The organism is Enterococcus sp. DIV0086, from assembly GCF_050498705.1.
GTDB lineage: Bacteria > Bacillota > Bacilli > Lactobacillales > Enterococcaceae > Enterococcus > Enterococcus faecalis.
This window is the reverse complement of record NZ_JBNIDN010000001.1, coordinates 875,257-899,435: the sequence shown is the minus strand read 5'-3', so window position 1 is coordinate 899,435 and position 24,179 is coordinate 875,257. Positions and strand designations below refer to the sequence as shown.

General features: G+C 37.5%; 18 protein-coding genes, 1 tRNA gene and 2 other annotated features. Of the genes, 16 read left to right on the top strand and 3 right to left on the bottom strand.

The window, feature by feature from the left end; genetic code table 11:
* The first annotated feature begins 183 nt into the window (after positions 1-183).
* From IGI63_RS04250 to IGI63_RS04190, 13 genes are all read left to right on the top strand, one after another.
* The gene (locus IGI63_RS04250; protein ID WP_002388239.1) at positions 184-567 is read left to right on the top strand and encodes a MerR family transcriptional regulator; all 384 of its coding nucleotides are present in this window, start codon (positions 184-186) and stop codon (positions 565-567) included.
* 42 nt (positions 568-609) lie between these two features.
* Complete coding sequence (gene glnA, locus IGI63_RS04245; RefSeq protein WP_002356929.1) at positions 610-1,950, top strand: type I glutamate--ammonia ligase; 1,341 nt, start codon at positions 610-612, stop codon at positions 1,948-1,950.
* Positions 1,951-2,207: 257 nt separating this feature from the next.
* The gene (nifJ, locus tag IGI63_RS04240) at positions 2,208-5,939 is read left to right on the top strand and encodes a pyruvate:ferredoxin (flavodoxin) oxidoreductase (protein WP_429975379.1); all 3,732 of its coding nucleotides are present in this window, start codon (positions 2,208-2,210) and stop codon (positions 5,937-5,939) included.
* Between the two features lie 196 nt (positions 5,940-6,135).
* On the top strand, positions 6,136-7,020 hold the full coding sequence (gene cdaA, locus IGI63_RS04235; protein WP_010708823.1) for a diadenylate cyclase CdaA: 885 nt from the start codon (positions 6,136-6,138) through the stop codon (positions 7,018-7,020).
* The gene (locus IGI63_RS04230) at positions 7,017-8,180 is read left to right on the top strand and encodes a CdaR family protein (RefSeq protein ID WP_002356934.1); all 1,164 of its coding nucleotides are present in this window, start codon (positions 7,017-7,019) and stop codon (positions 8,178-8,180) included. Before cdaA ends, IGI63_RS04230 begins: the two co-directional genes overlap by 4 nt.
* Positions 8,173-9,528, top strand: a complete 1,356-nt coding sequence (glmM, locus tag IGI63_RS04225; RefSeq protein WP_002356936.1) for a phosphoglucosamine mutase — start codon at positions 8,173-8,175, stop codon at positions 9,526-9,528. The genes IGI63_RS04230 and glmM overlap by 8 nt, the downstream gene beginning before the upstream one ends.
* A gap of 229 nt (positions 9,529-9,757) precedes the next feature.
* On the top strand, positions 9,758-10,309 hold the full coding sequence (locus tag IGI63_RS04220) for an ECF-type riboflavin transporter substrate-binding protein (protein WP_002356937.1): 552 nt from the start codon (positions 9,758-9,760) through the stop codon (positions 10,307-10,309).
* A 100-nt stretch (positions 10,310-10,409) separates the two neighbouring features.
* Complete coding sequence (locus IGI63_RS04215) at positions 10,410-12,116, top strand: ABC transporter ATP-binding protein (protein ID WP_429975377.1); 1,707 nt, start codon at positions 10,410-10,412, stop codon at positions 12,114-12,116.
* Positions 12,113-12,946, top strand: coding sequence for an energy-coupling factor transporter transmembrane component T family protein (locus IGI63_RS04210; protein ID WP_002359933.1), 834 nt, complete (start codon positions 12,113-12,115; stop codon positions 12,944-12,946). Before IGI63_RS04215 ends, IGI63_RS04210 begins: the two co-directional genes overlap by 4 nt.
* 441 nt (positions 12,947-13,387) lie before the next feature.
* Positions 13,388-15,196, top strand: coding sequence for a glutamine--fructose-6-phosphate transaminase (isomerizing) (gene glmS / locus IGI63_RS04205; protein WP_429975375.1), 1,809 nt, complete (start codon positions 13,388-13,390; stop codon positions 15,194-15,196).
* 309 nt (positions 15,197-15,505) lie between these two features.
* Entirely contained in the window at positions 15,506-16,744 is a 1,239-nt protein-coding gene (locus IGI63_RS04200) for an aminoacyltransferase (RefSeq protein ID WP_002359935.1), read from the top strand.
* Between the two features lie 48 nt (positions 16,745-16,792).
* Positions 16,793-17,083 (top strand): hypothetical protein, encoded by a 291-nt coding sequence (locus IGI63_RS04195; protein WP_002356942.1) that lies wholly within the window; start codon positions 16,793-16,795, stop codon positions 17,081-17,083.
* 175 nt (positions 17,084-17,258) lie between these two features.
* Positions 17,259-18,224 (top strand): hypothetical protein, encoded by a 966-nt coding sequence (locus tag IGI63_RS04190; RefSeq protein ID WP_174090055.1) that lies wholly within the window; start codon positions 17,259-17,261, stop codon positions 18,222-18,224.
* An 87-nt stretch (positions 18,225-18,311) separates the two neighbouring features.
* Here the strand turns inward: IGI63_RS04190 and IGI63_RS04185 are convergent, their stop codons facing one another.
* The 3 genes from IGI63_RS04185 to IGI63_RS04175 all read right to left on the bottom strand — a co-directional run bounded on the left by IGI63_RS04185 (position 18,312) and on the right by IGI63_RS04175 (position 20,425).
* Positions 18,312-18,491 (bottom strand): hypothetical protein, encoded by a 180-nt coding sequence (locus tag IGI63_RS04185; RefSeq protein WP_002383739.1) that lies wholly within the window; start codon positions 18,489-18,491, stop codon positions 18,312-18,314.
* A gap of 213 nt (positions 18,492-18,704) precedes the next feature.
* Positions 18,705-20,195 (bottom strand): glucosyltransferase domain-containing protein, encoded by a 1,491-nt coding sequence (locus tag IGI63_RS04180; RefSeq protein ID WP_429975373.1) that lies wholly within the window; start codon positions 20,193-20,195, stop codon positions 18,705-18,707.
* 157 nt (positions 20,196-20,352) lie between these two features.
* Positions 20,353-20,425, bottom strand: a tRNA-Thr gene (locus IGI63_RS04175).
* A 263-nt stretch (positions 20,426-20,688) separates the two neighbouring features.
* Positions 20,689-20,934 (top strand) — a binding site (T-box leader).
* Positions 20,935-21,215: 281 nt separating this feature from the next.
* Positions 21,216-21,466, top strand: a binding site (T-box leader).
* A gap of 85 nt (positions 21,467-21,551) precedes the next feature.
* On the opposite strand from IGI63_RS04175, the gene IGI63_RS04170 reads away from it, so the two are divergent.
* From IGI63_RS04170 to IGI63_RS04160, 3 genes are read left to right on the top strand one after another with little or no spacing between them, the layout of a single operon-like run.
* Positions 21,552-22,622 carry a methionine ABC transporter ATP-binding protein gene (locus IGI63_RS04170; RefSeq protein WP_002374501.1) on the top strand — a complete coding sequence of 357 codons (1,071 nt, stop codon included), beginning with the start codon at positions 21,552-21,554 and terminating at the stop codon, positions 22,620-22,622.
* 18 nt (positions 22,623-22,640) lie between these two features.
* A complete protein-coding gene (locus IGI63_RS04165) occupies positions 22,641-23,321 on the top strand; it encodes a methionine ABC transporter permease (protein WP_002359998.1) in 681 nt (226 codons plus the stop codon).
* Positions 23,322-23,341: 20 nt separating this feature from the next.
* Positions 23,342-24,175, top strand: a complete 834-nt coding sequence (locus tag IGI63_RS04160) for a MetQ/NlpA family ABC transporter substrate-binding protein (protein ID WP_002366917.1) — start codon at positions 23,342-23,344, stop codon at positions 24,173-24,175.
* Positions 24,176-24,179: the final 4 nt, after the last annotated feature.

The following is a 24,179-nucleotide window of genomic DNA, read 5'->3' as shown; positions in this document are numbered from 1 at the left end:
AAATGATTTGTAAAAACAAATCATTTCTATTTTTTTGGTTAGCAGGAGAAAATCAGCCGTGAAAAGATGGAAAAGTCCATATTTATCAGGTTTTTTGTTTTATGTTAGAAAATCTAACATAAGTTCTTGACAATTTGTCATTCTATTGTTATTCTAAGAAATAACTAAGAGAGGAGGATGGAGATGAGAGAAAAAGAGTTACGCCGTTCCATGTCGGTTTTTCCAATTGGTACAGTTATGAAACTAACGGATTTGACCGCTCGACAAATTCGCTACTATGAAGAACAGGGATTGATTCATCCAGAACGTAGTGAGGGCAACCGACGCATGTATTCTTTAAATGATATTGATGTTTTGTTAGAAATTAAAGATTATTTATCTGATGGATTGAACATGGCAGGGATTAAGCGTGTGTATGAAATGAAATTAGAAGAACAAAAAAACACCGCCGAGGCAACTCGTCCATTAACCGATGCAGATGTTCGTCAGATTTTATACGACGAAATCCTTTCGCAAGGAGGACTTACTCAGCAAAATCCGTTCCAATCGAATGTACCAAGGCTTTAACGTTTCAGCAGCCAATAAAAATGAAGGATGGGGATCAGACCGATGACAAGAAAAGCCAAAACGGCAGAAGAGATTAAACATATTGCAGAAGAAGAAAACGTACGTTTTTTACGACTAATGTTTACCGACATTATGGGAACAATTAAAAATGTTGAAGTTCCTGTGAGTCAGCTAGATAAAGTATTAGATAATAAAATGATGTTTGATGGGTCATCCATTGAAGGATTCGTTCGTATCGAAGAAAGTGACATGTATTTATACCCTGATCTATCTACATGGATGATTTTTCCGTGGGAAAGCGACCATGGAAAAGTTGCGCGCTTAATTTGTGATATTTACAATCCTGATGGTACCCCTTTTGCCGGAGATCCCCGCGGTAATTTAAAACGTGCCTTAGCAGATATGAAAGAATTAGGCTTTACTTCTTTTAACTTAGGACCAGAACCAGAATTTTTCCTATTTAAATTAGATGAGAATGGTGAAATTACCACTGATTTGAATGATAAAGGTGGCTATTTTGATTTTGCGCCAACCGATTTAGGTGAAAATTGTCGCCGTGATATTGTTTTAGAGTTAGAAAGTTTAGGCTTTGAAGTGGAAGCTTCGCATCATGAAGTAGCACCTGGTCAACATGAAATTGACTTTAAATATGCTGATGTAGTTGATGCTTGTGACAATATTCAAACGTTTAAGTTAGTTGTGAAAACTATTGCACGCAAACATGGTTTGCATGCAACATTTATGCCAAAACCTTTGTTTGGAATTAATGGTTCTGGTATGCACTGCAATATGTCATTATTTAATGAAGAAGGTAATGTTTTTTATGACGAGTCAGGAGAGATGGGCTTAAGCCAAACTGCTTATCATTTCTTAGGTGGTTTATTAAAACATGCCCGTGCCTATACTGCGGTATGTAACCCAACAGTGAACTCTTATAAACGCTTGGTACCAGGTTATGAAGCACCTGTTTATGTAGCTTGGAGCGGCAGAAATCGTTCACCACTCATTCGAGTTCCTGAATCTCGTGGTTTATCGACTCGTTTAGAATTACGTTCTGTCGATCCTTCAGCGAATCCGTATTTAACAATGGCAGTCTTATTACAAGCTGGTTTGGATGGTATTCGTAATGAACTTACGCCACCGCCAGCAGTTGATCGTAATATTTATGTGATGAATGAGGAAGAACGTCAACATGCACAAATTGAAGATTTGCCATCAACCTTACACAATGCCATCAAAGAATTACGTAAAGATCAAGTAATGATTGATGCATTAGGTCGTCATATTTTTGCCAATTTTGTAGAAGCGAAACGAATGGAATGGGCAGCCTTCCGTCAAACCGTTTCTGAATGGGAAAGAGAACAATATTTGGAGTTGTACTAAAAGCCGTTACTTTTAATAATCTTAATGTTTAGAAAGAGGAAGATAAGTCGAAACGCTTATCTTCCTCTTTCGTTCTTTAGTTTGTGAATGAATAGATAATTTCTATTTCACAAAATAAAGTAATTTTAATTCAGTGAAATAGTTTGTTTATAGGGGAAAAAGGGGGCTTTTCTCAATTTCTCTTTTATTTTTAAGCAAAAAAATTGACAAAATCTTTCATAATTTGTGAAATTCCGCTATAATAAACAAGAATATGCGTGCAACTATTCTATTTTTTAGATATAAAGGATGAGAAAAACATGCGAAAAATGAAAACAATGGACGGGAATGCTGCAGCAGCTTATATTTCCTATGCTTTTACAGAATTAGTAGCCATTTATCCAATAACACCAAGTTCAACGATGGCTGAACTTGTTGATCAGTGGTCGGCCGAAGGTAAGAAAAATATCTTTGGTCAACCTGTGAAAGTAGTCGAAATGCAATCGGAAGCTGGTGCTGCCGGCGTGGTCCATGGCTCTTTAAAAACAGGCGCGCTTACCACGACCTATACGGCTTCACAAGGGTTACTTTTAATGATTCCTAATATGTACAAAATAGCTGGAGAACTATTACCATCTGTTTTTCATGTGGCGAGCCGAGCTTTAACCACAAATGCTTTAAATATTTTTGGTGATCAAGGAGACGTAATGGCCGCGCGCCAAACAGGCTTTGCTATGTTGTCAGAAAGCAGTGTGCAAGAAGTAATGGATTTGGCACCAGTGGCTCACTTGGCTTCGATTGAAGCGAGTGTTCCATTTATGAACTTTTTTGATGGCTTTAGAACAAGTCATGAAATTCAAAAAGTGGCAGTTCTTGACTATGAAGAATTAGCACCCTTAGTAAATCAAGAGAAATTAGCCGAATTTCGTCGTCGGAGCATGAACCCGAATCACCCTTCCGTTAGTGGAATGAACCAAAATCCAGATATTCACTTTCAACAACGAGAAACAATAAATCCTTATTATGAAAAATTACCTGGTATTGTTCAAAAATATATGAAAGAAATTAATCGATTACGGGGCACCAATTATGATTTGGTGACGTATTATGGCGCAGAAGATGCGGAAGAAGTGATTGTCACAATGGGTTCAGTTGCGCAAACAATTGAACAGACGGTTGATTATTTACAAGAACAAGGAAGAAAAGTTGGCTTCCTTAATGTCCATCTTTATCGACCATTTCCAGTTGAAACATTTCTTGAAAAAATACCACAATCAGTTAAAGCAATTGCTGTCTTGGATCGGACGAAAGAGCCCGGTGCTGGTGGCGAACCGTTATTATTGGATGTCCAAAGTGCGATGTATGAAGCGGACATTCGCCCAACAATTATTGGTGGACGCTATGGTTTAGGTTCTAAAGATGTGCTGCCAAATCAAATTGTTGCGGTTTTTGATGAATTAATGAAAGAACGTTCTGCCATGAAGAAGCGTTTTACAATTGGGATTGATGATGATTTAACTTATACTTCATTAGAAGTTGGCAAACCACTTGATTTGACGAATCCGAAAACCTATCAAGCTAAATTTTGGGGCTTTGGTTCTGATGGGACAGTAGGGGCGAACAAGTCAGCAATTAAGATTATCGGTGATCATACAGACAAGTATGCACAAGGCTTTTTCTATTATGATTCAAAAAAATCAGGCGGGTTGACCGTTTCTCATTTACGTTTTGGCGAGACACCCATTCGTTCAACGTACCTCATTGAACATTCTGATTTTGTGGCCTGTCATACAGCTGCTTATTTGCATACCTATGATTTAGTAAAAGGGTTAAAAAAAGGCGGTACTTTCCTCTTAAATACCATTTGGAATGATGAACAACTAGCACGATTTTTACCCAATCAATTAAAACGGTATCTAGCTGAAAATGAGATTCAGTTTTATACAATCAATGCAGTGAAATTAGCTAGTGAAGTCGGACTAGGCGGGCGAATTAATACCGCGATGGAAACAGCTTTCTTCAAATTAGCGCAAATTATGCCTTTTGAGCAAGTGTTGCCAATTTTAAAAGAAGAAGCACTGAAAAGTTATGGTCATAAGTCTATGAAAGTTGTCGAAAAAAATATTCAAGCAATCGATAAGACCGTTGAATTGTTGCATCAGGTAACTGTTCCAGCAGAGTGGAGAACGCTTGAAGTTCAACCGCGAAAACGTTCAGAAAATGTTAGTGATTTTGTTCATGAAATTGTTGAACCGATTAATCGTCAAGAAGGGAATGCGTTATCTGTTGCGACACTAGCGAAAAATGGGATGACAGATGGGCGAATGCCTTTGGGAACTGCGGCAGTTGAAAAACGTGGAGTTGCATTAGAAGTACCTGAGTGGATTAGCGATCGATGTACTATGTGTAATGAGTGTGCCTTTGTATGTCCTCATGCGGCGATACGACCATTCTTAGCCGATGAAGAAGAAATGACTGAAGCGCCAGAAGGATTCATTGTGCGTGATCTACGTGGTGCCGACGGCTTGAAATATCGTATCCAAGTCTCAGTCAAAGATTGTACTGGCTGTGGACTTTGTGTTGAAGCCTGTCCAGCTAAAGGCAAAGCTTTAGTAATGAGACCTTATGAAGAAGAAAAAGAGCAGGCTATGAACTGGGCGTTTGCTATGACATTACGTCAAAAGGAAAACCCAGCAAAACCGAATACTGTTTTAGGTTCGCAATTTAATAAACCTTTATTAGAGTTTTCTGGTGCTTGTTCTGGTTGCGGCGAAACGCCTTATGTTAAATTATTGACGCAAATGTTTGGTGACCGAATGCTGATTGCTAATGCAACAGGTTGCTCATCGATTTGGGGTGCTGCAGCGGGTGTGACACCTTACACTACTAATGAACAAGGACAAGGTCCAGCTTGGTCAAATTCTCTTTTAGAGGATAATGCCGAGTTTGGTTACGGCATGTTGTTAGCAACGCAAGCGCGTCGCGAACGTTTAGCTAGTAAAATGACCAAAGCTTTTTCTGTAGCCAGTGATTCTTTACGTTTATTGATGGAAGATTGGATAGCACATCTGTCCGAAAGTGAAGGTACGCAACAACGTGCAGCTAAATTACGTGCAGCTTTGCTTGAAGAAAAAACGAATCAACCTTTATTGGAAGCAATTTATGACGATCAAGATCTTTTTGTTAAACCAAGTCAGTGGATGATTGGTGGAGACGGCTGGGCTTACGATATTGGCTACGGCGGTATTGACCACGTGTTAGCTAGTGGCGCTGATGTGAATATGTTAGTTCTAGATAATGAAGTCTATTCCAATACAGGTGGCCAAACTTCCAAAGCAACTCCGGCATCAGCGATTGCGAAATTTGCTGCCAGTGGGAAATATGCCTCTAAAAAGGATTTAGGGATGATGGCAATGACTTATGAAAATGTCTATGTCGCTCAAATTGCCTCAGGTGCAAACCAAATGCAGACGATTAAAGCTTTTGAAGAAGCAGAAAAATTCCCTGGACCATCGATTATTATTGCTTATACACCATGTATTACACATGGTTTAGCAGGTGGGATGAGTCAAACGTTGAAAGAAGCGAAAGACGCAGTTCATTCAGGTTACTGGTCTTTATATCGCTATAATCCATTATTGCGAGAAAAAGGCAAAGAACCAATGACACTGGATTTCAAAAAACCAGATTTTTCATTAATGAAAGAGTTTATGCGCCAACAAGTTCGCTTTGCGTCCTTAGAATCTAGTCAACCAGATACAGCGGAATTGTTATTTAATAAAACAATTAATGATGCTAAGAGACGGTTCTATAATTATGCTCGTTTAGCTGGTCAAGAAGAAAAAATTCGAGCAAAACTTGAAAAACAAAGTGAACCAGAAATAACTGCGCCAGAGAACGAGAAGCCACGAGTGAAAAAAGAACGCGTAGTTGATCCGGAAGTGGAAGCAAGAAGGGCTGCCCGCCGCGCAGAACGAGCAGCCAAGAGAAAACAACGTGAGCAAGATTAAATAGAAATCAAAAAAACGTGTCTGAGCTTTTTGCTTGGACACGTTTTTTAGTTAGAAATGCGATTTTTTGATGAAAAATTTCAAGTTATTTGAAAAAGTTCCTAAATTTTTTTGATGTTTCCGCTTGCGTTCTGTGATGAAAGAAAATAATGTGGTATACTTGTTAGGAAATCTTGAGAGAGAAGTGAGGGGTATGATGTCGTTTCAATTGAATCAACTATTAGATTTGAATTATTGGCAGCAAGTCATCTCAACGGATTTCTTATCTAAGGATTTTGTTATCAATATCATAGATATCCTAGTCGTATGGTACCTCGTTTACAAATTAATCATGCTTGTTCGTGGAACAAAAGCAGTCCAACTATTAAAAGGTGTCGCTGTTTTTATCATTATCCGCATTCTAAGTGAGATAATTGGTCTACATACATTATCTTGGTTAATGAATCAAGTCATCATGTATGGTGTAATCGCCGCGGTTGTTATTTTTCAACCAGAAGTGCGAAGAGGGCTGGAACATCTAGGGAGAAGTTCGTTTTTCCGCCCGAATAAAGGTGCGCAACAAGAAGATGAGCGTATTATTCAGGCCTTTGACAAAGCCATTCAGTACATGTCAAAACGGAAAATTGGTGCTTTGATAACCATTGAACGCAATACCGGTTTAGATGAATACATTGAGACAGGTATTGATTTGGATGCCGATATTACTGGTGAATTACTGATTAATATTTTCATTCCAAATACACCACTACATGATGGTGCAGTGATTATCAAAAATGAAAAAATTGCTGTTGCTAGTGCGTATTTACCGCTATCAGAGAGCAATTTAATTCCAAAAGAATTTGGAACGCGCCATAGAGCCGCAGTCGGTATCAGTGAAGTCAGTGACGCCATTACGATTGTTGTTTCTGAAGAAACTGGTGACGTTAGTTTGACGTTGAACAATGAATTAATTCCTGGACTAACGCAAGAAGAGTATTTAACAATTTTGCGTAAGGAGTTAATTTCGGAATCATCGGAAGATAAAAAAAGTGCTTTGCAGCATTTTATCGATGATGTAACAAAGGGGGGTAAACGCAAATGAGAAAAGCCTCCCAAAAAAGCTGGTTTAATGGTTTGCTTTCATTGCTGTTTGCATTGTTGTTATTTTTTAATGCCAATGCAACAGGCAATAATCCCTCCAATTCAGGTTCAAGCCAAACGTATAGTGAGACACTGAATAATATTCCTGTCCAAGTCCAATACGATAAAGACAAATATTATGTCTCTGGATTTGAAGAGAGTGTAAATGTTCATTTACGTAGTGCGAACCGCATTCAATTAAACATGGAATCAAATGCTGACACACGAAATTTCCAAGTGGTCGCAGACTTAACCAAATTGCCATTAGGGACTTCGGAAGTACCCTTGACAGTTCGGGGACTAAGTTCAGCTGTTACAGCTGAAATTGAACCGAAAACAGTGACTGTAACGATTGAAAAGAGAGTAACAAAAAAATTCGATGTAGAAGCACAACTTTCTGATAACATTGAAAAAGAAGGCTACAAAGTAAAAAATATTTCTGTAGATCCAAAAACTGTAGAAGTAACAACTGGAGAAGAAACAGCGAAAGCAATTGACAAAGTGATTGCGCCAGTCTCAAGTGCCAAACAAACAATTGATACGATTAAACAAACGGTAAATGTCCAAGCGCTAGATGCCAAAGGTCAAGTCCTAAGTATCGAAAATCCAGCACCACAAGTCAAAGTAACAGTAGGCTTAACCGCGCCAACGAAAGATGTACCACTGAATGTTAGTATGACAGGTACGCCACCTGCTGGGATCGCTCATTACAATTATAGTTTATCAACGTACCAAGTTAGGGTCAGTGGCCCGCAATCAATTTTAGATACGCTAGAATCAATTGAGGTACCGGTAGATATTTCTGATATTCGCAAAGAAACAAAACAATCAGTGACTATTCCCGTTAATGGAGAATACGTAGTTACACCAGATGAGGTTGACGTTTCTTTGAGCCCCGTGTACAATCAACAACAGTCATCAAATACAAATGAAACTTCAGAGGAACCTGCAAGTTCAACAACGGTTGGCTCAGGTAGCCAAGCAGTACAACCAAGTACATCCAGTCAAGTAGAATCAAATACTTCTGAAACAACAAGTGAGGGATCAACAGTAGAAAGTACAACTGCTGGTTCAACTGAAAATACAGAGAATCAAGTGACTAAGGAGAATCAAAATGGGTAAATATTTTGGAACAGATGGTGTAAGAGGAATTGCAAATAAGGAGTTAACACCTGAATTAGCTTTTAAATTAGGGCGTTACGGTGGTTATGTGTTGAGTCAACATGAAGATAGTTCAAGAAAACCTCGTGTTCTCGTAGGCCGCGATACACGTATTTCAGGTGAGATGTTGGAACAAGCATTGATTGCTGGATTATTATCAGTCGGAATTGAAGTTTTCCAATTAGGGGTGATTTCAACACCTGGTGTAGCATATCTTACTCGTTTACAAAAAGCATCCGCTGGCGTAATGATTTCAGCTTCACATAATCCTGCGGAAGACAATGGGATTAAGTTTTTTGGGGCAGATGGCTTCAAATTAGTAGACGATCAAGAAGCAGAAATTGAAGCATTGTTAGACGCAGAAGAAGACACCTTACCAAGACCTTCTGCAGAAGGCTTAGGCTCATTAGATGAATTTCCAGAAGGCTTACTAAAATATTCGCAATTTTTAGTTCAAAGTATTCCTGGCGATTTAGCAGATATGACTGTTTGTTTAGATGCTGCCAACGGAGCAACTGCAACAGCAGTCAATCGTGTCTTCGCGGATTTAGAGACAGATTTCTATACAATGGGAACAAGTCCTAATGGATTGAATATCAATGATGGTGTGGGTTCCACTCATCCTGAAGCTTTGGCAGAAATGGTTGTTGAAAAAGGCGCAGATGCTGGTTTGGCTTTCGATGGCGACGGTGATAGAATTATTGCAGTCGATGAATTAGGACGAATTATCGATGGTGATAAAATCATGTATATTTGTGCCAAATATTTAGCTGAGAAAAAACGTTTGAAAAAAGATACAATCGTTACAACGGTGATGAGTAATCTAGGTTTCCATAAAGCTGTAGAAGAAATTGGCTTAAAAGATGTGGTAACGCAAGTGGGTGATCGTTATGTTGTAGAAGAAATGCGTAAAAATGATTACAATTTTGGTGGCGAACAATCTGGTCACATGATCTTTTTAGATTACAACACAACAGGTGATGGCATGCTTTCAGGGATTCAATTGTTGAATGTTATGAAGCAAACGGGCAAAAAATTATCTGAATTAGCGGATGAAGTGACGATTTATCCACAAAAATTAGTCAATATTCGTGTCACAGATAAAAATGGTGCAATGGAAGTTCCGGCAATCAAAGCAGTTGTCGAACAAGCAGAAGCAGAAATGAATGGCGAAGGTCGTATTTTAGTTCGTCCTTCTGGAACAGAACCATTGTTACGTGTGATGGCCGAAGCGCCAACACAAGAAAAAGTTGATTATTACGTTGATAAAATTGCTGAAGTAGTACGTGCAGAAATCGGCGTTGAATAAGAACAAATTAGAAACCAGACACTTAATGCTAGCTTGCGTTAAGTGTCTGGTTTCTTTGTTGGAAATCAAAAAAAGAAAATAGCTAATAAGCTCCGTCTATCATTGACATAGAGCGGTTAAAAGGGTACTATTTTAGAAGTAAGATGCACCGCGTATCTTCTTTTTTTATTTGATAAAATCAAGAAGGGAGCGGCTGTAAATCAATGGAGTTATAGAATGGAGGAGCGAAATGAAAGAAAAAATGTCCGTCAAGACAATTGTAGCAATTGGAATTGGCTCTGCAGTTTTTGTTATTTTAGGTCGATTCGTTGTAATTCCAACTGGGATTCCTAATACGAACTTAGAAACGTCGTATCCATTTCTTGCTTTAATGTCAGTTGTTTTTGGACCAGTAGCTGGAGGGCTAATTGGTTTGATCGGTCACACGTTAAAAGATTTTACCACGTATGGTAGCGCTTGGTGGAGCTGGATTATTTGTTCAGGAATTATTGGTATTATTTTTGGCTTCGCTGGTCGTAAAATGGATCTTCAACATGGTGAATTTACAACAAATGACATGGTGCGTTTCAATATTTTCCAAGCGTTTGGTAATATCGTCGTTTGGGGCTTAATCGCGCCTAGCTTGGATATTTTGATTTATAGTGAACCCGCAAGTAAAGTATTTACACAAGGCGTATTCGCGACTGTTTCAAATATTGTCGCTGTGGGGATTATTGGAACATTGTTGATGAAAGCTTATGCATCAACAAGAACAAAGAAAGGCAGTTTATCGAAAGATTAAGAAACTGTCGAAATAATTTAAATGGTTAAGGGTCTGCCCTAGTAATTACTTTGCTAATGCTCAGACCCTTTCTTTTATGGAGAAACTGAGGTGAGGCCGAATGAAAAAACCAATCATTACTTTTAATAATTTTTCCTTTCAATATCATAGCCAATCTGAATCGACATTAAAGGGGATTCAATTAACCATCTATGAAGGAGAAAAGGTTTTAATCGTTGGGCCTAGTGGTAGTGGTAAATCAACATTGGCGCAATGTATCAACGGGTTAATTCCCAATATTTATGAAGGTGAGATTCAAGGAACAGCTACGGTTGCTGGTAAAAATATCCAAGAAACAAGTCTATTTGATTTGTCTTTTGATGTAGGAACTGTTTTGCAAGATACCGATGGGCAGTTTATCGGTTTAACGGTTGCTGAGGATATTGCTTTTGCTTTAGAAAACGATGCAGTTGAACAAGCAGAAATGAAAAAAGCGGTCCACAAATGGTCCGAGATTGTTGAGCTGAATCAGTTATTGCAACACCGTCCACAAGATTTGTCAGGTGGTCAAAAACAACGTGTATCTATGGCGGGCGTTCTAATTAACCAATCAAAAATTTTACTTTTTGATGAACCTTTGGCTAATCTTGACCCACGAGCGGGACAAGAAACAATGACTTTGATTGACACCATTCAACAAGAAACAAAAGCGACTGTTTTAATAATAGAACATCGCTTAGAGGACGTTCTTTGCGAATCAGTTGATCGAATTATTGTCATGAATGAGGGCGCAATTATTTCTGATACAACGCCAGATGAATTGTTACGTCAAGATACGTTGACCCAACAAGGGATTCGTGAACCTCTGTACGTTACAGCCATGAAATATGCTGGGATTGATTTAACACAAGTTAGTCATTTAGACAAATTAGCCGAAGTATCAGGCGAAACGGTTTTGCCTAAAATGACACAGTGGTCTGTCCAACCTAGTTCAGTTAGTGCAGTCAAAGGAGCTGAACTATTACGTTTGGAACAAGTGTCCTATCAATATGATCGTCACGGTGAAAAAGTGTTAGATGACTTCTCAGTAACTATTCATCATGGAGAAATGATCAGCATTGTAGGAAAAAATGGTGCCGGGAAGTCTACGCTTTCTAAAATAATTTGCGGGTTCATCACGCCTCAATCGGGCAAGATTTTATGGGAAGGACAGGATTTTTCCAATTATTCAATCAAAGAACGTGCAGATAAAATTGGTTATGTGATGCAAAATCCCAATCAAATGATTTCTAAAAAAATGATTTTTGAAGAAGTAGCTTTAGGATTAGTTTTACGAGATGTGCCACAAGCAGAAATTGAGGAACGTGTGACGAATATTTTACATATTTGTGGGCTGTATCCCTTCCGGAACTGGCCGATTTCTGCGTTGAGTTTTGGGCAGAAAAAACGGGTAACTATTGCATCAATCTTAGTTTTAGAACCTGAATTATTAATTTTAGATGAACCAACAGCTGGACAAGATTTTAAACATTATACAGAAATGATGACATTTTTAGAAGAATTGAACCGCTTAGGTGTGACTATTTTAATGATCACTCACGATATGCACTTAATGTTGGAATATACAACACGTGCGTTAGTAGTTTGTGATGGACGTTTACTAGCAGATGCGACTCCAGTTGCTGTTTTAACAGATGAAAAATTAATTCAAGCAGCTTCTTTAAAAGAAACAAGCTTGTTTACCTTTGCTAAAGCGTTAGGCTTGGAAAATCCCTTGCTATTTACGGAAAAATTTGTTGCTTACGATCGTGAGGTGCGTTTTGGATGAGTGAACGACAAATGTTAGGCTATCATCCTGATTCAACCTGGATTCATCGCTTAAATGGCACAAGCAAATTAGTCTTTTTAATCGTTGTCTCTGTGGCTTGTATGACCACGTATGATACTCGTTATCTGTTAGGAATGTCTGTGGTTTCGCTTGTTTTGTTAAAATTATCAAATATTAAATGGCATCAAATATCTTTTGTTATTAAATTTATTGCTATTTTTTCTTTGTTAAATATCTTAACGGTTTACCTTTTTGCACCTGAATATGGGGTTGATTTATATCAATCACGTACCGTTATTTGGGAAGGAATCGGACGGTTTACTTTGACACAAGAAGAATTATTTTATGAATTTAATTTAGTTTTAAAATATTTCTGTACGATTCCGTTGGCATTAATCTTTTTATTAACAACAAATCCTAGTGAATTTGCCTCCAGCTTGAATCGAATTGGTGTGAGTTATCGGATTAGTTATGCAGTAGCGCTGGCTATTCGTTATATTCCCGATATCCAAGAAGATTTTTTTAATATTTCTTTAGCACAACAAGCGCGAGGTTATGAGATGTCTAAAAAGGGACGGTTAGGCCAACGAATCAAAGGCGTAGCACAAATCGTTTTACCCTTAATCCTATCTAGTTTAGATCGAATTGAAACTGTGAGTACCGCTATGGAATTAAGGCGTTTTGGTCAAAAGAAAAATCGAACGTGGTATGCGCAACAACCTTTTCATCTGCGTGATTTTTCGGTAATGTTACTTGCCTTATGCTTATTAGGAATCAGTTTCTGGTTGTTCCATGTGAATGGTGGCCGGTTTTATAATCCATTCCAATAAATAACAAATTGATAAGGTTCTATAAATAGAACGGATATTTTTTTATTATTAAGAATCTAGTACTTTCTCTTACTATGAGTGTACTAGATTCTTTTTTTGCAACTTTAAAGAACTAGACCAATTTTCGGTTTTTAGATTTTTGTTGACAAGTACCTACTTTTAATTGTATGATTGTTATGTTTCTACGGAATATATTTACAAAGGAGGTATATAGACCAATATCGGATAGCGCCAGACCTGAACGTTCAGGTGACGAGGAGAGAGCTTATCGAAGATTCGGCGGGTGGCTCTAGGGACTGCACTCTACAGATAACAAAGAAAAACTAATTGTGAAGTTAGAACAAAGCGGTTATCACGCAGGTAGAAACATATAATGGTATTTGCTAGTTAAACAGGACCTAGTAAATACAGAATTTCAATTGGAAAGTAGGAATTAGCATTATGTGTGGAATTGTCGGAATGATTGGAAAAGAAAATGTCACGGAAAGTTTGATTCAAGGATTAACAAAATTGGAATATAGAGGTTATGATTCTGCTGGGATTTGTGTGAATGATCAAAGCCAACAGCCCCATGTAGTTAAGGCAGTTGGGGGCATTGCCGATTTAGCAGCAAAATTAACGCCAGAAATCGATGGAACAGTTGGTATTGGTCATACTCGTTGGGCCACTCATGGCGAACCAACTGTCGCCAATGCACATCCCCATGTTTCAAGCGATCAACGCTTTGCATTAGTGCATAATGGTGTCATTGAAAACTTTGAAGAATTAAAAGAACAATTTTTAAGTGGTGCTCACTTAATTGGTGATACAGATACTGAAATCGTCGTTCAATTAATTGCTCATTTTGCTGAAAATGGTTTTTCAACAAAAGATGCTTTTAAAGCGGCTTTAGCCGAAATTAAAGGTTCATACGCTTTTGCATTAATGGATAAAATGGACCCCAATACTATCTACGTAGCGAAAAATAAAAGCCCGTTACTTATCGGTCTAGGTGAAGGCTTTAATGTTATTTGTAGTGATGCGATGGCGATGATTAAAGAAACCAATCAATTTGTTGAGATTGTTGATGGTGAAATTGTAACTGTTACAGCGGACAAAGTAGTAATCGAAACGCCAGAAGGACAAGTAATCAACCGAGAACCTTTTGAAGCGCAATTAGATTTAAATGACATTGAAAAAGGAACATATCCGTTTTATATGCTCAAAGAAATTGATGAACAACCTGCAGTGATGCGCAAAATTGTTCAAGCGTATACTCAAGGTGAAAAAGTGACTTTAGATGAGGCGTTACTTGAAAAAATTAATCAATGTGACCGAATTTACATTATTGCTTGTGGGACAAGTTATAATGCAGGTTGGGTCGGAAAATCTTTAATTGAAACGATTGCCAGTATTCCTGTGGAAGTTCATTTATCAAGCGAATTTGGCTACAACATGCCTATTTTATCTGAAAAACCGTTCTTCATTTTCTTAAGTCAAAGTGGTGAAACGGCAGATAGCCGCCAAGTACTGGTACAGGTTAATGAATTAGGGCATCCATCACTTACATTAACAAATGTTGCTGGCTCAACATTATCACGTGAAGCGGACGATACCTTGTTATTACACGCAGGACCAGAAATTGCTGTCGCTTCCACCAAAGCTTATACTGCTCAAATCGCTGTCTTAGCTATTTTAGCAAAAGCAATTGGTGAAGAACGCCAAACATTAGCAGCCGTCTCATTTGATGTGGCTCACGAATTGAGCGTGGTAGCATCTGTCATGGAAACCTTGATTGATGAAAAACAACAAATGAAAGCCTTGGTGGAAGATTATCTGACGTATACTCGAAATGCCTTCTATATCGGGCGAGGAGTCGACTATTATGTGTCGATGGAAGCGGCCTTGAAGTTGAAAGAAATTTCCTACATTCAAGCAGAAGGCTTTGCGGCAGGTGAATTGAAGCATGGAACGATTGCCTTAATTGAAGAAGGAACACCTGTGATTGGGATTGTGACAGATGCCAAAGTCGCAGCCCATACAAGAGGCAATTTGAAGGAAGTCGAAAGTCGTGGAGCAAGAAATATTGTGATTGCTTTGGAATCCTTGGCAAAACCACAGGACCAACTGATTATTCCAGATGTTCATCCGTTACTTTCTGCCTTAGTTAGCATTGTTCCAGGCCAATTATTAGCGTACTATGCAACCTTACAAAGAGGCTACGATGTTGATAAACCAAGGAACTTAGCCAAAAGTGTAACTGTTGAGTAAATCAAGAACCTGAGAGAAAGATGTTCAACGGGTTTTCATGAGTTTTAATATCTGAGACAAAAATCACTTTAGATTTTTGTCTCAGATATTTTTTATAAAAGAAAGATATTCAGTCAAAAATGAAAGATTCCAAAGAAATTCTTTTTTCCGTTGAAAACTGTTTGCATTTTAGCAAAATTAGATATAATTAATAAGAACCGAAAAATAAGAATTAGCCAGTGAGGTAACTTTGTTTGAAAGAAAGCAAAAAGTAGGTTAAGCTGAAAAGTGCTAATTTATTTAACAAAAAAAGATTGTGAGTTGTTTGATATGGATCAGTTTAGTACATTAACTGAACAAGAATTTACTACCTTTGCAATGACACATCCTGCAGGTAACTTTTTAGAAACACCCGAAATGAAACATTTATTGGAACGACGTGGCTGGCATTGTGAATACGTTGGCGTCAAACGAGAAGGCCAACTAATTGCTGCGTGTATCCTAAGCAAGAAAAAAGTCAAAATTGGTTATGCTTTCGACATTGACGGCGGAATTTTGATGGATTATACAGATAAAAAATGTGTAGAAGCCTTTTTCACAGGCTTAAAAAAATATGTGAAAAAAAATGATGGCCTTTATTTAACCTTTACTCCCAATAAACAAATTTGTTTACGTGATTTTAATGGCGGTGAAGTTGAAAAGGTCAATCAAGAAACATTTGACTATTTCACATCAATTGGTTTTGAACACCAAGGGTTTGATGTGCACAATTTTGATGGCGCGCCACGTTGGCTGTTTGTCAAAGATATGGCTGGATTAACAGAAGAAGATCTTTGGAAATCTTATGGAAAAGATGCTAAATATGACATCAAGAAAACATGGGAATATGGAGTAACAACCCGAGAACTTCGTTACGAAGAGTTACCTCTCTTTAAGAAATTAACGGAAGAAACAAGTGCACGACGTAATTTTGAAGATAAGGATTTAGCTTATTACCAAGCTGTTTATGAAGAGTTTGGCGAACGAGCAAAATTTATGGTGGCGGAACTAAACTTTGCTACTTATTTAGAAAATCTTCATGAGAAATTACGCAAATTACAAGAGACGCTCAACGAAGTCAATGAAGCGTTAATTGCCAATCCTAAAAGCCGTAAAAAAAATAACCAGAAACGTGAATTTGAAGATGAAGTTCGTACCGTGCGCAAACGGATTGACGAGGCTAAAGAAATGAAAACATCAGATGAACCTGAAATTTTAGCAGGCGCCTTATTCATTGTTCATCCACAAGAAGTGGTTTACTTGTTTAGTGGTACGTATGAAAAATATAAACAATACTATGCACCGTATTTAATTCAACATAAAATGTTAACTTACACAGTAGAAAATAACATTCCCAAATATAATTTTTATGGCGTTGACGGTGTCTTTGATGGAAGTGATGGGGTTCTTAAATTCAAACAATCCTTTGGCGGTCATGTCGAAGAATTAATGGGCAATTTCCAATGGAAAGCCAAACCAATGAAATATGCCTTATACCACGCATTAAAAACAATTAAAGAAAAAGTCTAAAATTAAAACCTAATCCTTAAAAAGGAATGGAAAAAGTGAGGCGTTTAAATGGAAAATCAAGTCGAGGTTATGACGTATGCACAGTTAAAAGAAATTATGCAGGTGTTAGAAGCAAACGAAGCGATTACAGAAGATACAAAAGTCTTTATTGATACAGGCTGGGATAGCGTGCAAGAAGTAGCACCAGATGCAGTCAGTATTGAAAAAGTTGCTAAATTCACAGTAGCAGATGTTTTAACAAACGAAAGTTTTGCTGGGTATAGTTTAGAGGAAAAGGCGGAGAAGATGAACGCTGAGGGCGACCTAGAAACGGCAATTATTATTCGTAATCTTTACTAAAAAAGTCCGTTTGAATAGTTAAAATCGAGGTCGGGACAGAACCGTTTAGCTCCGAGCAACGCGTAGTGTTGGTTCTGTTCCCGCCGGTTATCAGGTTTTGAGCCTGGAGCAAAAATCCAAAGTGATTTTTGTCCCAGGCTCATCTGCTTTAAATAAGAAATAAAGGAGGTTAGATATGAGTACCATTCATGAATTTCCAAAAAACTATGAACGTTTTATTGCACAAGGAGAAGAAGCACTTGTAGAACATAATCAGATCGCCGCTTTAGAAAATTTTCAACAAGCCTATCAGCTACAACAAACGCCGCCAGTAAACCAAAAAATTGTCCAATTATTGTTGGAAATGGGTGAAGCTGACGAAGCACTAGCATTGGCAGAAGCGTTCCAAGAGACTTATTTTGAGAACCTTGAAACAGCGGCAATTTATATGCAAATTTATAGTCAAAGTCGTCGCTTTATTGAAGGGTATATTTTATTGAAGCAATTACTTCAAACTAAAAAAATAACGCTAGCACAACAAAAAACGTTAGAACAGCAATTAATGCAAGTGGAAGAGGCGTATCAACAATTAGAAACGCAGCAAATTCAAGCAATTAAAAGGAACTTGTTAGTAAGCGATCAATTGCCCGTTTATCAACAATTAGCGAACATTAAAACCAGTTTATATTTGCCTAAACCAGTATTTGTGGAAGTCGCAAAAGATTTAGTTATGAACCAAGCACTTAGTTATTTTGCTCGGGAATGGTTTATTGAAGAATTAGCACTGTTGAAATTTTCAGAACCACTGACTTTTCTTTGGTATAACAATCAGCCTCAGACAGTCTTACTAGAAGGAAAAACTGGACCGTTAAATACGCCGATCTATTCCGAAATTTGTACTGAACTTAGGAATCGTTTAGAAAATGATGATCCAATTATGCTGCAGCATTTGGAAGAAGAAATTCGGTTGCATCTTGCCTATTTGTATCCATTAGCAGAGACGGTTATTTCAGATCCAACTATCTGGGTCTTGGGTTATTTGGCAACCTACTATCCTAAATATATTGAAAAAGAATTGACTGAAGCAAAAGGTCATCAAATCGATGCTGTTCAAAATGTTCAACAGGCGATACGAACGGCATTTACACAAATAATGCTTTAAAAAATGGCACGTCCTAAAAGCGAGGACGTGCCATTTTTTCGGTTTCAGAAATTTGCTGAATCTGCTCTAATTGCTTTTCTTGACTGATTATTGCGGATAATAGAAAAAAGCAAGACAGAAATAAGTAAAAAGAATTCCTTGAATCAAGCAAATCACAACGAACAATGGCGTTGCTCCTGGAAAAGAATCAGAAATCCGTGTAATTAAAAATTCAACTAACCATAAAATCATTGAAAATAAAAATAATTTTTTCTGACGAGTTCTCATAGTCCGCAACAACCTTTCTGGTGATTTTCACTTCTCTATCATAACATAGAAAACGAGCTGTTTTTTCTCAAAAATTTTGTTACTTCATAAGAAAAATGGGAAAGAAACAAGTTTCAGGAAGTAATAAATGTACCCGAAAAGAATACTTAATCCATCTTAATCAAACCATACAGTCACGTTTATTGCAAAAGAAGTGTTTTTGGATGGAACAAATTATTTCATAAACACAAATATTTCTTTGTTGTTTGTATAAATGTCATAAAAGTGATTACTTACTACTTTTTGATTTTTAGACATATCCGTATCGGTCAGTGGTGCCATCTCTACTCCTAAATTCGATGAAGTATTGAACCAAACGTAATTAGGGAAGTATAGACCGTCATTTGGTGGCACAATTTTTGAAAGAATTGGGTAGTTTCGACTTGTATTAGTATAAACAGTTGAATTTTTGAAAAACGTATTTAAATAAACTTTTTTTCGTTCGTTTGTTACAACATTTTTTAAATCATCTGTTAAAACAGCTGCTTGGCGATTGAATGCTTCTTTTTGATAGTTTAATGTGGAAGAATACACCAAAACAAACGATAAAATATAATAAGATAACAAGCTGGCCACAAGTAACGAAGTTAGATAAATTGCTTTCACTTGTCGATTGTTAAATAAACTTAACATGCTGATTGTAACGAAAACAGCAAATCCGTAAATATAGCGAGGCGCATCACCTGCGATATTCCTTGAATAGACAATAAAAATACCAAAACTTAAGAGAGAAGCAAGTCCTAAATACAAGATACAATAAAGGAAACTTAAGCATAAGTTGATTTTGCTATTTGATAGATGACTAATAAAAAATAAAACAAGCAGTAGGAGCAGTAATAAAAGCCATAAACGATTACTCTGGTTCAATAGCTCTGAAAAATAATGGTAACTATTTTGATAAGCCACACTGGGAATATCGTGCAAACTTGGTAAGGCCTGACTGCCCCCAATGTTGTTTGTTGCGGAAGGTACAAATTTTAACTCGATAAGGTAGCTGACTATAGAAAGTAGATAAGCGATAGCAGCAAGTGCGACTTTTTTACAAAGAGCAATGAAATTTTCTCCAGCAAGTAACTGCTTGAAAGTAAGGAATAAGACGATAACTATATAAATTCCTGACGAGGCTTGGTAAGTATTAAACATAACAAACAGTGAAAAAACAGAAACCAAGAAAAACGTAAAAGAATTACGCTGCCACCAATAAAAAGGAAGAAACGAACAAAAAATACTCAATGCCATATAGGGACTATCAAACCTGAAACTAAGACATTGAAGGAACCAAGGATTGAGGCCAATTAAAGTAGCTACTAAAGAGGAACCCCAGCTAATTTTTTGGTCATTGATGATATAAATAGCCAGTATGCTTGTGAGAGATAAGATAAGACCTGTTAGAATCGGTGTGGTCAAGCCCAGATCTGTCAAATGACGACTTCCTTGAACAAACCATGAGAGAAATTCACTGCCCCAACGTGCGTAAGTCGTACCAAAATCTGTCATTCCAGCGACTTGGCGAGCATTATCATCTAAGTAAGGGAAATTGATAATGCCGATGGATAAAACTGCCACTTGATAAATTAAAATGATCAATAGAAGATAGGCTTTATTTTCAATACACCAATTCTTTAAATCAAATTTTTTTGATTCTGTAGGTAATTGTTTCATCATTGTACTCCACTCCAATAATTATTTAACAATTAAAATATACCATAACGAGTGGAATGAAGAAATTACTTTTGTTATTTTCTCATCTTGACAGAACACTAAGGGTAGGCAAAACAAAAAAATCCCAACTCTTTATTAAAGAGTTGGGATTTTACCAAAAAGCCACCTGCCGGGCTTGAACCGGCGACCCCCACCTTACCATGGTGGTGCTCTACCAACTGAGCTAAGGCGGCACTTTCAAAGGCTAAACTAACTCGAGGATTGCAACGAAGTGAAACCCATAGAGTTCATTTTCAAAGGCTACACTGCGACGAGTAATCGTCAAAGTTCCTTTTGAAAAATCGTACAAATCTCGTGCACAAGAAATAGAATAACGTATAGACGAAAGTTTGTCAATTGCTCTTTCGTAAAAAAAGAAAAATGATTTTTTTCTAAGAAAAACTGTTGACAATCTCTTTTTTCTCTAGTAAAGTGTAAATCAACATCACAGATAACTATTCATTCGTTGAAGAGAAGAGTAAATTTTGATGACCTTCAAAAGAGAGTCCTGATTGGTGAAAAGGGACAAGGTTCAGAAAAGTTGAAGATGGCCTCTGAGAATAAATTGCTGATAAGTAAGCAATTTCGGCTAAGCACCCGTTACCATGTGCACCAAGTTAATAAAGACTTGGATAAGAGATGAGATATAAAGAATCAGTTATATTTCGAAAAAAGGTGGTACCGCGAATCATTCGCCCTTTACTAGCAAAACGCTAGTGAAGGGCTTTTTGCTGTGAATCACTACGACTGGCGCGAAGCGACAGAGTAGATGATGAACAGTACAAGATGACCGAAGGGCAAGTTGTGTCATTTGCACGAATCACTACGACTGGCGCGAAGCGACAGAGTAGATGCTGTCTGCGGTTACTCGACGCAGGATGGCCTTTGTAAGTGATGAACAGTACAAGCTGTTCGAAGAGAACATTAACTCTAGTCTGTTTGATTTTGAAAATAAACGAAAATCAGTTTAAAATGAATAGAAATAAAAAAGCAGTGATATAGTAAGTACAAGACTTGATTTGTCTAACAGAGAGCCTAGGTAGCTGAGAATAGGTGACAAAGACGTTTTGGAAAATGGCTATTGAGCAAGCGCTCCGAGTGTTAAACACAAGGCGGCGACGGGGGCTCCCGTTATCGAGCTAGGGTATCGAACATGTTGTTCCGTACTTGAAAAGGGAATTTGTGTGAGCAAATTCTGAACATGAGGTGGTAACACGCAAAAAAGCGTCCTCAACGATACAACTTGAGTTGTGTCGTTGAGGACGCTTTTTTCTTTTTTATGAAAAAATGCAGGTTGGTAAGAATGAAGGGGGATAAAGAATGATTGAACTAAAAAATATCAGTGTGACATTTCAACAAAAAAAACAAGAAATTCAGGCTGTCCAAGATGTTTCTTTGACAATTGATAAAGGGGATATCTACGGAATTGTTGGTTATTCCGGTGCTGGAAAAAGTACGCTAGTACGGGTAATTAATTTATTGCAACGACCAACAGCGGGCACCGTTATTATTAACAAAGAAAATATTTTAACTTTTTCTAAAAAGGAATTACGACAACAACGAAAAAAGATTGGAATGATTTTTCAACATTTTAATTTGATGAAAGAGCGGACCATATTTAGTAATATCGATTTTTCATTAAAATATTCTGGGCTAAGTAAAAGTGAACGGCGTCAAAAAATCAGCCATTTATTAGAGCTAGTTGGACTAAGTGAAAAACGGGACGCTTACCCCAGTCAACTATCAGGAGGGCAAAAACAGCGGGTTGCGATTGCCCGCGCTTTAGCAAATGATCCTGAAATTTTACTTTGTGATGAAGCGACGAGTGCGTTAGATCCAAAAACAACGGGACAGATTTTAGCCTTGTTAAAAAAGTTAAATCAAGAACTGAACTTGACGATTGTCTTAATCACCCATGAAATGCAAGTGGTTAAAGAAATTTGTAATAAAGTCGCGGTGATGGAAAATGGCTGCGTTGTCGAATCAAACGATATTGTTTCGATTTTTAGTCAACCCCAACAACCTTTAACCAAAGATTTTATTCGGACAGCAACTCATATTGATCAAGCATTAACCACGATTCTTGAACATCCTAAATTAGCTGATTTAGATAAAAATCAAGAATTAATTGAGTTTTCTTATGTGGGAGATCAAACGAACGAGCCATTAATTGCACAATTGTATAGCCAATATCAGGTGTATACGAATATCCTTTATGGCAATGTCGAAATTGTTCAAAATGTTCCTATTGGCCATTTAATTGTGGTGCTTTCTGGTGATGAGGCCCAGCGTCAACAAGCCCTTGCTTATTTAGCGAAACAAGGCGTGCGAACCAATGTTTTGAAAACCTATCAGCAAACGAAGAGAAAGCAGAATTTACAGGTGATTTAAAAAAGGAGTGAACTGAGAATGTATCAATTATTTGAGAAATATTTTCCGAATGTTGTCCAATTAAAACAAGAGTTTCTTCAAAGTACATGGGAAACATTATACATGGTTTTTTGGACAGCATTGATTGCTGGTGTGTTAGGAGTCTTGTTGGGTGTCGTGCTTGTCAGTACTGGCCCCAGTGGTGTTTTGAAAAATCCGCCCCTGTATAGTGTCTTAGAAAAAATTATTAATGTTTGCCGCTCTATTCCTTTCATTATTATGCTTGCACTGATTCAACCATTAACACGAATTTTGGCAGGAACGACAATTGGTACAACCGCAGCGTTAGTCCCATTAGTTATTGGCGTAATTCCGTTCTTCGCGCGCCAAATTGAAAATGCGTTATTAGAAGTGGATCCTGGCGTTATTGAAGCGGCAGAAGCCATGGGGACGAGTCCCTTAGGGATTATTTTTCGGGTTTATCTAATTGAAGGGTTACCAAGTATTATTCGTGTTTCAGCGGTGACAATTATTAATTTGATTGGATTAACAGCCATGGCAGGAGCGATTGGAGCCGGTGGTCTGGGCAACTTAGCGATTACTCGAGGATACAATCGGTTTCAAACCGATGTGACATTTATGGCCACGTTAATTATTTTAATTATGGTATTTATCAGTCAAGCCATTAGTAATCAATTAATCAAAAAAACATCACATTAGAAAAAAAGGAGAAATGACAAATGAAAAAATTTAGTAAATTAATTGGACTTATTGGGGTATTAGCTTTTACGATTGCAGGTTGTGCATCGGGGTCTGCGAAGGATACTAAGACAGAAACCGTTAAACTAGGGGTTGTAGGAACAAAAAATGATGAATGGGAATCGGTCAAAGACCGTTTGAAAAAGAAAAATATTGATCTACAATTGGTAGAATTTACAGACTATACGCAACCAAATGCAGCATTAGCAGAAAAAGAAATTGATTTAAATGCCTTTCAGCATCAAATCTTTTTAGACAATTACAATAAAGAACATGGGACGAAATTAGTATCAATTGGCAATACAGTCAATGCACCATTGGGGATTTACGCTAATAAATTGAAAGATATCACGAAAATTAAAGACGGCGGAGAAATTGCTATTCCTAATGACCCAACGAATGGCGGGCGGGCGTTAATTTTATTACAAACTGCAGGACTGATAAAAGTAGATCCTGCGAAACAGCAACTACCGACTGTCAGTGATATTACTGAAAATAAACGCCAATTGAAAATAACTGAATTAGATGCTACGCAAACAGCGCGCGCTTTACAAGATGTCGATGCTTCAGTGATTAATAGCGGCATGGCTGTCGATGCTGGGTATACACCAGATAAAGATGCTATTTTCTTAGAACCTGTAAACGAAAAAGCGAAACCTTATGTGAACATTGTCGTGGCCCGAGAAGAAGATCAAGAGAATAAACTTTATCAAAAAGTTGTAGAAGAATATCAACAAGAAGAAACGAAAAAGGTCATTGCAGAAACATCAAAAGGCGCCAATGTTCCAGCCTGGGAAACATTTGGTAAAAAATAAAGGA